Origin of the sequence: Halomonas sp. 3D7M, from assembly GCF_014897885.1 — a bacterium.
In the GTDB taxonomy this organism is placed as follows: domain Bacteria; phylum Pseudomonadota; class Gammaproteobacteria; order Pseudomonadales; family Halomonadaceae; genus Vreelandella.
Window position 1 is genome coordinate 1 of the sequence record NZ_JABUZF010000078.1, and the last position, 5,916, is coordinate 5,916.

The following is a 5,916-nucleotide window of genomic DNA, read 5'->3' on the forward strand; positions in this document are numbered from 1 at the left end:
TGCCTAACACTGCTGCGCCACCGCCTTCATAGCGATAAGTATGGGCTGACTGTCCTACAATGTACTCGTCACCGCGCTCGCAGTGGGCCATGAGTGCCACTAGGTTGCTTTGTGTGCCGCTTGGAAATAGCAGCGCCGCTTCTTTGCCTGCCTGCTCAGCCAGCTTTTCCTGAAACGTGTTGACCGTTGGGTCATCACCCCATACATCATCGCCCACTGGAGCGGCCATCATGGCATCTTTCATGGCGGGGGAAGGCCGAGTCACCGTGTCACTGCGTAGGTCAATCATGCGAAACTCCTGTGATGACAAAAAACTCTTTTCGAGCATACTGCATGTCTAATAAGCGCGAAAAGCGAAACCTCAATACGTAGAGAAAGGACAGAGTCATGCTCGCCACCGATCTAAAGCTCCGTGCCCTGGAACGCAACGATCTGCGCTTTGTTCACGAGCTAAATAATAACCAGAGCATCATGTCGTATTGGTTTGAAGAGCCTTACGAATCCTTTGATGAGCTCGAGGAGCTTTATAACAAACATATTCATGACAACGCCGAACGGCGCTTTGTAGCAGAGGACAGCGATGGGCATGCCATTGGTTTAGTCGAGCTGATTGAAATCGACTACATTCACCGCAGCGGTGAATTTCAGATCATTATCACGCCAGATCATCAGGGCAAAGGGTTTGCCCGGTCATTAATCCGTCAAGCGCTGCACTACTCGTTCACGATTTTAAACCTACACAAAATATACCTGATTGTGGCGGTGGAGAACGTTAAAGCTATTCATCTTTACGAGGAGAGCGGCTTCATAGAGGAGGGCCATTTGGTTGAAGAGTTCTTCATCAACGGCAAATATCGCGATGTGAAGCGAATGTATATCTTGCAGGACACTTACTTAGCGCAGTTGGCTTGATAAACAAGACGACAACACCTCAGGCCGAAAATTAACCAAAGGCTGAGGCGTTGTTGCTTACTGCTGACTCATATAAGCAGCGATGGCGTCGAAAGCTGCGCGTTGCTGTTGGGCACGATTAGCCCAAACCTGCATCACATCCACTTCTACTGTCTGATCTTGAGCAGCGAAAGATGACATGGCGAGTACTCCTAATTCAGAGGTTGAGGGACGGTTCAGCCATCCTGGGCTCTAGTGACCCTAGTTTAGTTATACATAGTTTTCTTTGTGCGATGCAGCAAGTTAGCTGCGGGTTAAAGTCTATGCGCATTTCAGCCCTTAAAGCTAGTCCTAAAGATGTAGGAAAATTGCTATAACGTGTAAGAAATGGCTTACAAAATCAATGGCTGATCATCTATATCCTTGAATGGAAAAGATTTTCATAATATAAAAAAGCCGACTAAAAAAGTCGGCTTGTGTCGTTATCTTTTCGTCTATAGGGGAGAGATGGCGATAAAAATGCTTCTTTTAGCCGAAATAGGCCGCTAATGCTTCATTAGCAGCATGCTGCCAATGGGCTTGACGACGCCAAAAAGCGAGTACCTCGTCATCTTGTGTCGATAATCCGAATGTAGAGATCATAAGGTGGTCCTCCTATTGGGACACACCTAGAGTATAGGCTATTTTTGTTGCGGTGCAGCATTTTAACCATTGTTAACAAAATAAGTGGTGCACAATCTTATGTACCTAGAATGGTATGCTGATGACATACCTATAACTAATCAATAAAACAACGAGCTATATCATGGTGCCAACAACTGCCGATTCTGACACTCTCAATCCTGAACCTATCTTCCAAGACCGCTGGGTGGCAACTCCACGTGGTCGCCTGTTTACTCGTACTTGGGAAACGTCTCATTTGCGCTCAGACGTGCCCATTGTCCTGCTCCATGACTCGTTAGGCTGTGTGGATTTATGGCGTAGCTTTCCAGCAGCGCTATGTGCGGCGACCCAACGACGAGTGATTGCTTATGACCGTCTAGGGTTTGGGCGCTCCGATGCGTGCCTGGCGCCGCCACTGCTGAGCTTTATCGACGATGAACCCTCTACTAGCTTTGCGGCACTTCAGAATGCGTTTCAGTTAACGCATTTTATTGCGTTGGGGCATAGTGTTGGCGGTTGTATGGCGGTGCACTGTGCAGGGCAGTATGTAGAGCAGTGCCAAGGAGTGATTACCATTGCAGCGCAGGCATTAAATGAGCCACGCACGCGACAAGGTATTGAAGAGGCACGGGCTGTCTTTCAAATGTCGGAACAATTTGCCAAATTAGAAAAGTATCACGGTGATAAAGCTCGTTGGGTACTGAATGGCTGGATAGACACGTGGTTACATCCAGCATTTGAACACTGGTCGCTTACTCCTGCTCTTCAGCGCGTTCACTGCCCCACGCTGGTGCTTCATGGTGAAAATGATGAATATGGTTCGCATCGCCAACCTGAACGCATCGCTCGCTATACCCGAGGTTCAGCACACAGTGAAATACTGCCGGGCGTTGGGCATGTGCCACACCGTGAAGTGGAAGCTGTGGTTGTTCACTATGTGAGAGAATTTATTGAGCGGCTTACGCCATAAAACGACCATTACACAGGGAAAAGTGAGGAATACTATGCGCTTGCGAATTTTATCCGACCTTCATTTGGAGTTTTTTGATGGCGACCGCGAATTGCCAGAGGTAGAGGCCGATCTCATCATTTTGGCGGGCGATATTCACCAGAAAACGGAAGGGCTTGCCTGGGCCAGGCAGCGGTTTCCAGCAATGCCTATTTTATATGTGCCGGGCAACCATGAGTTTTACGGTACCTGCATGCCGCTACTCCGTGAAGAGCTCGCCATCGAAGCCAAGCACTACAATATTGAGTTGCTGGATAATCGAGCGGTGACTATCGGGGGAGTGCGTTTTTTTGGCACCACGTTATGGACTGATTTTGCGCTCTATGCCGATGACCCAACGCACAACCCAGCAGAGACCGACGCTAAAGCATTGCGCTATATGCCCGATTTTAGCATCGTGACAACAGCTCAAGATCAGGTCTTTACCCCTCAAGCTAGCCAAGAATTACACGTTGAAGCACTTGCTTGGCTTAGTAATGAGCTTGAGCAACCCTTTGATGGGCCACGCGTTGTTATTAGTCATCACGCGCCGTTACACAGCTGCATTCCTGAACAGTATCTTGGCGATGCATTGTCCCCAGCCTTTGCCTCCCACCTACCTCAATTGATGGGCAAGATGGACCTATGGGTGCATGGCCACGTCCATGAGCCCGTCGATACTTTATGTAACGGCACGCGCGTCATCGCTAATCCAGGCGGTTATCCCTATGAGTTCACTCCAGCGTTATTTGAGCCGAGCTTGGTGGTGGAGGTTGATTGATAGGTCATTGAATTATCCTTCAATAAACCCTTTCGCTCTTGGATCCTGCATATAAGCAACGTTGAGTCGCCGCCAGGGCGTTGGTTGATGATCGGCAAAGAATAAATGTCCAGGCGACAGGGTAACTTTCCAGTCATCAGCCAGTTCACTCAATCGTTCAGATGTTATCGCTGCCGGTGGCTTTGCCCACACAAACATCCCGCCGGTAGGCTCGGTATAAACATCCCAATTAGCACGTTTGAGCATCGCAAGCGCCAGGGACATGTGGTTGGCAAGCCTAGCACTTAACCGCTCCGTCAGCTTTCGGTAACTACCGTTTTGAAGCATGGTGGTAATGACTTGCTCTGCAAAGCGTGAAGAAGAAATGCTGGTTAGCATTTTGATATCGACAATGCGTTGCACCATTGAAGAAGGCGCCGCGATATAACCAACGCGCAGCGAAGAGGAGAGGCTTTTTGAAAAACTGCCCAAGTAAATAACCCGGTTAAGGCCATCTAACGCAGCTAAGCGAGCACTTGGCGTATGTTGAAAGTCTGCGTATATATCATCTTCTATCAGTTTGAAATCGTACTGCTCGGCTAATTGTAATAAGCGATGCGCAATGGTGGGCGTTAGCGTTCCCCCTGTGGGGTTTTGAAAAACGCTGTTGGTATAAAAAAGCGTCGGCCGATGCTCTGCAAGTAATTCTTCTAAGCGTTCAAGATCAGGACCGTCGGCTAAGCGAGGCACGCCGATGACACGAACACGTTGCAGATGGAGTAGGCCAAATAGGTTGTAATAGCCTGGTGATTCGACGAAGACAACGTCTCCGGGTTCGAGAAGCAAGCGCACTAATAAATCTAGCGAATGACTGCTGCCGCTGGTGGTGACAATTTGCTGATGATTTGTCGTGATCGCTAAAAGCCGAAGTCGCTCTTGTATTAAGTGGCGTAACGCCGTGGGGCCTTGGGGGGTGCTGTATTCAAAAATGTCCGCGCGATTCATACGCGCAACTTGGCGGATCGCATAGGTTAAATCATCGCTCTCCCGCCAATGACTGGGTAACCAACCACATCCAAGGGGCAGGGCCGTCTCATCGGCACTAAAAAGTCCCCAAAGCCCGTTGGTCACTTCCTGCAGTGGGCTTGAAACTGTTTGATGCTCGCTTGGTGGACTATCGGCAACAAAAAATCCTGCCCCCGGTTTTGAGCGCACCAACCCTGCCGCGATTAAACGCTCGTAAGCTTCAATAGCCGCATTGCGGCTAACGTGATGTGTCGCAGCTAAATAGCGAATTGAGGGTAGGCGGCTGCCATTACCAGGTTTGTTTTGTTTAATCCAAGTGCTGATCGCCTCTTCAAGTTGCTGTGCAATAGGCGTATTGGCATGCCGATCAACTGTTAACTTCATAGATAGTCCTGCTGGATCAACTGTTCATTAAAAAACCGGAACAGTGCCTCAATAATAGTGGCCCAGTGTATCTTACCCCGCTTGAATAAGCGTGCGAGCTTTATGGTTCTTTTAGCAATCTCAAGTGAGTTAATGCATGAACCAGTACAGCGCAGCCCGCCTTGCTTTCGGGCTATGTATGATCACCACGGCCGTTAATTTGCAGGCACCGCTATATGGTGCGTTGGCAGCGCAAGGCGGGGTTGGTGTTGGTGCCACGACAATTGCGTTTGCCTGTTACGTAGCAGGGGTAATGCCTGTATTGCTGGGGCTTAATGGCTTGGCCGAGCGGGTAGGTTACAAAGCAATCATTGTCACTGCGTTACTGCTTAATATGTTGGCCACTTGCCTGATGCTAATAGCGCCTAGCATCGTAATGCTCGGCGTGGCGCGTTTTCTACTTGGGGTGGGGACCGCGCTGGCATCCGCGGTGGCGCCAGCCTATATGCAACAATTATGGCAAGGCGATGATAAACAAGCTTCTACCAGTTACGTCACGATTAGCAGCGCGCTTGGCTTCGGTTTAGGGGCAGCGGTGACTAGCGTTTTTATCGTTACTACGCCTAGCTTAACGCCCCCCAGTTTGTGGTTATATCTATGCATTAGCGCTTTCGCATTAATAGGCGTGTTGACGTTGCGAAAAGGCATGCCGAGCGGGCCGAAAGGCAGCATGCTCCGTTTGCCTAGCTTCCCAAATGGAGCCATTCGGTTTGGCTTTGCGATCCTAATTGCCTGGGCCACGGTGGGGCTGGTGATTGCCATATTGCCTTCCGCTTTAGACCAGCATGGTTTAAGCGTTTGGAGTGGTTTCGCTGTTTTCGGTATTTGCAGCTGTGGCGTGTTATTTCAACCCTGGGCCAGAAAGTTGTCGTCATATCGGTCTACGTTATTGGGACTTGCGATTCTGCCACCGGCTTATGGGCTGATTGCTTGGGGAGCTATCGCGGGGCACTTACCCATATTGCTACTAGGTACGGTCATGGCTAGCAGCGCCTGTTACGGCTTTATTTACCTGGGCGGATTAAGTGGCGTGTTAGCCGTGGCTGGCCCATCTTCTACCCAAGCGAGCGCTGGGTATTTTCTAATGGCCTACATTGGTTTCAGTATTCCAGTGATCACAACGGGAGTGCTTATCGATGCCCTAGCCCGGATTTCTCACAGGGTA

7 protein-coding genes are annotated in these 5,916 nt (G+C 49.6%); 4 read left to right on the plus strand and 3 right to left on the minus strand.

Translation table 11 applies throughout. The features are described from left to right. Positions 1–289: beta-eliminating lyase-related protein (locus INT22_RS02525; protein ID WP_193067613.1), on the minus strand; the 289-nt coding region annotated here is incomplete at its 3' end. A 98-nt stretch (positions 290–387) separates the two neighbouring features. Between INT22_RS02525 and speG the strand changes: the two genes are divergently transcribed. After that, on the plus strand, positions 388–912 hold the full coding sequence (speG, locus tag INT22_RS02530) for a spermidine N1-acetyltransferase (RefSeq protein WP_038481953.1): 525 nt from the start codon (positions 388–390) through the stop codon (positions 910–912). A 57-nt stretch (positions 913–969) separates the two neighbouring features. Here speG and INT22_RS21735 read toward each other — a convergent pair whose 3' ends face one another. Next, positions 970–1,092, minus strand: coding sequence for a hypothetical protein (locus tag INT22_RS21735; protein ID WP_264298800.1), 123 nt, complete (start codon positions 1,090–1,092; stop codon positions 970–972). Positions 1,093–1,696: 604 nt separating this feature from the next. On the opposite strand from INT22_RS21735, the gene INT22_RS02535 reads away from it, so the two are divergent. After that, the gene (locus tag INT22_RS02535; RefSeq protein ID WP_193067614.1) at positions 1,697–2,524 is read left to right on the plus strand and encodes an alpha/beta fold hydrolase; all 828 of its coding nucleotides are present in this window, start codon (positions 1,697–1,699) and stop codon (positions 2,522–2,524) included. 34 nt (positions 2,525–2,558) lie between these two features. Beyond that, complete coding sequence (locus INT22_RS02540; protein WP_193067615.1) at positions 2,559–3,323, plus strand: metallophosphoesterase; 765 nt, start codon at positions 2,559–2,561, stop codon at positions 3,321–3,323. A gap of 12 nt (positions 3,324–3,335) precedes the next feature. Here the strand turns inward: INT22_RS02540 and INT22_RS02545 are convergent, their stop codons facing one another. Continuing rightward, positions 3,336–4,712: an aminotransferase-like domain-containing protein gene (locus INT22_RS02545; RefSeq protein WP_193067616.1), complete on the minus strand. Its 1,377-nt coding sequence runs from the start codon at positions 4,710–4,712 to the stop codon at positions 3,336–3,338. Positions 4,713–4,848: 136 nt separating this feature from the next. Between INT22_RS02545 and INT22_RS02550 the strand changes: the two genes are divergently transcribed. Next, positions 4,849–5,916 (plus strand): MFS transporter (locus tag INT22_RS02550; RefSeq protein WP_193067617.1); only part of this gene is annotated, 1,068 nt, incomplete at its 3' end.

Bases quoted from the DNA above. Each gene is read 5' to 3' on its own strand.
- speG (WP_038481953.1), top strand. From the start codon at position 388: ATGCTCGCCACCGATCTAAAGCTCCGTGCCCTGGAACGCAACGATCTG.
- INT22_RS21735 (WP_264298800.1), bottom strand. From the start codon at position 1,092: ATGTCATCTTTCGCTGCTCAAGATCAGACAGTAGAAGTGGATGTGATG.
- INT22_RS02535 (WP_193067614.1), top strand. From the start codon at position 1,697: ATGGTGCCAACAACTGCCGATTCTGACACTCTCAATCCTGAACCTATC.
- INT22_RS02540 (WP_193067615.1), top strand. From the start codon at position 2,559: ATGCGCTTGCGAATTTTATCCGACCTTCATTTGGAGTTTTTTGATGGC.
- INT22_RS02545 (WP_193067616.1), bottom strand. From the start codon at position 4,712: ATGAAGTTAACAGTTGATCGGCATGCCAATACGCCTATTGCACAGCAA.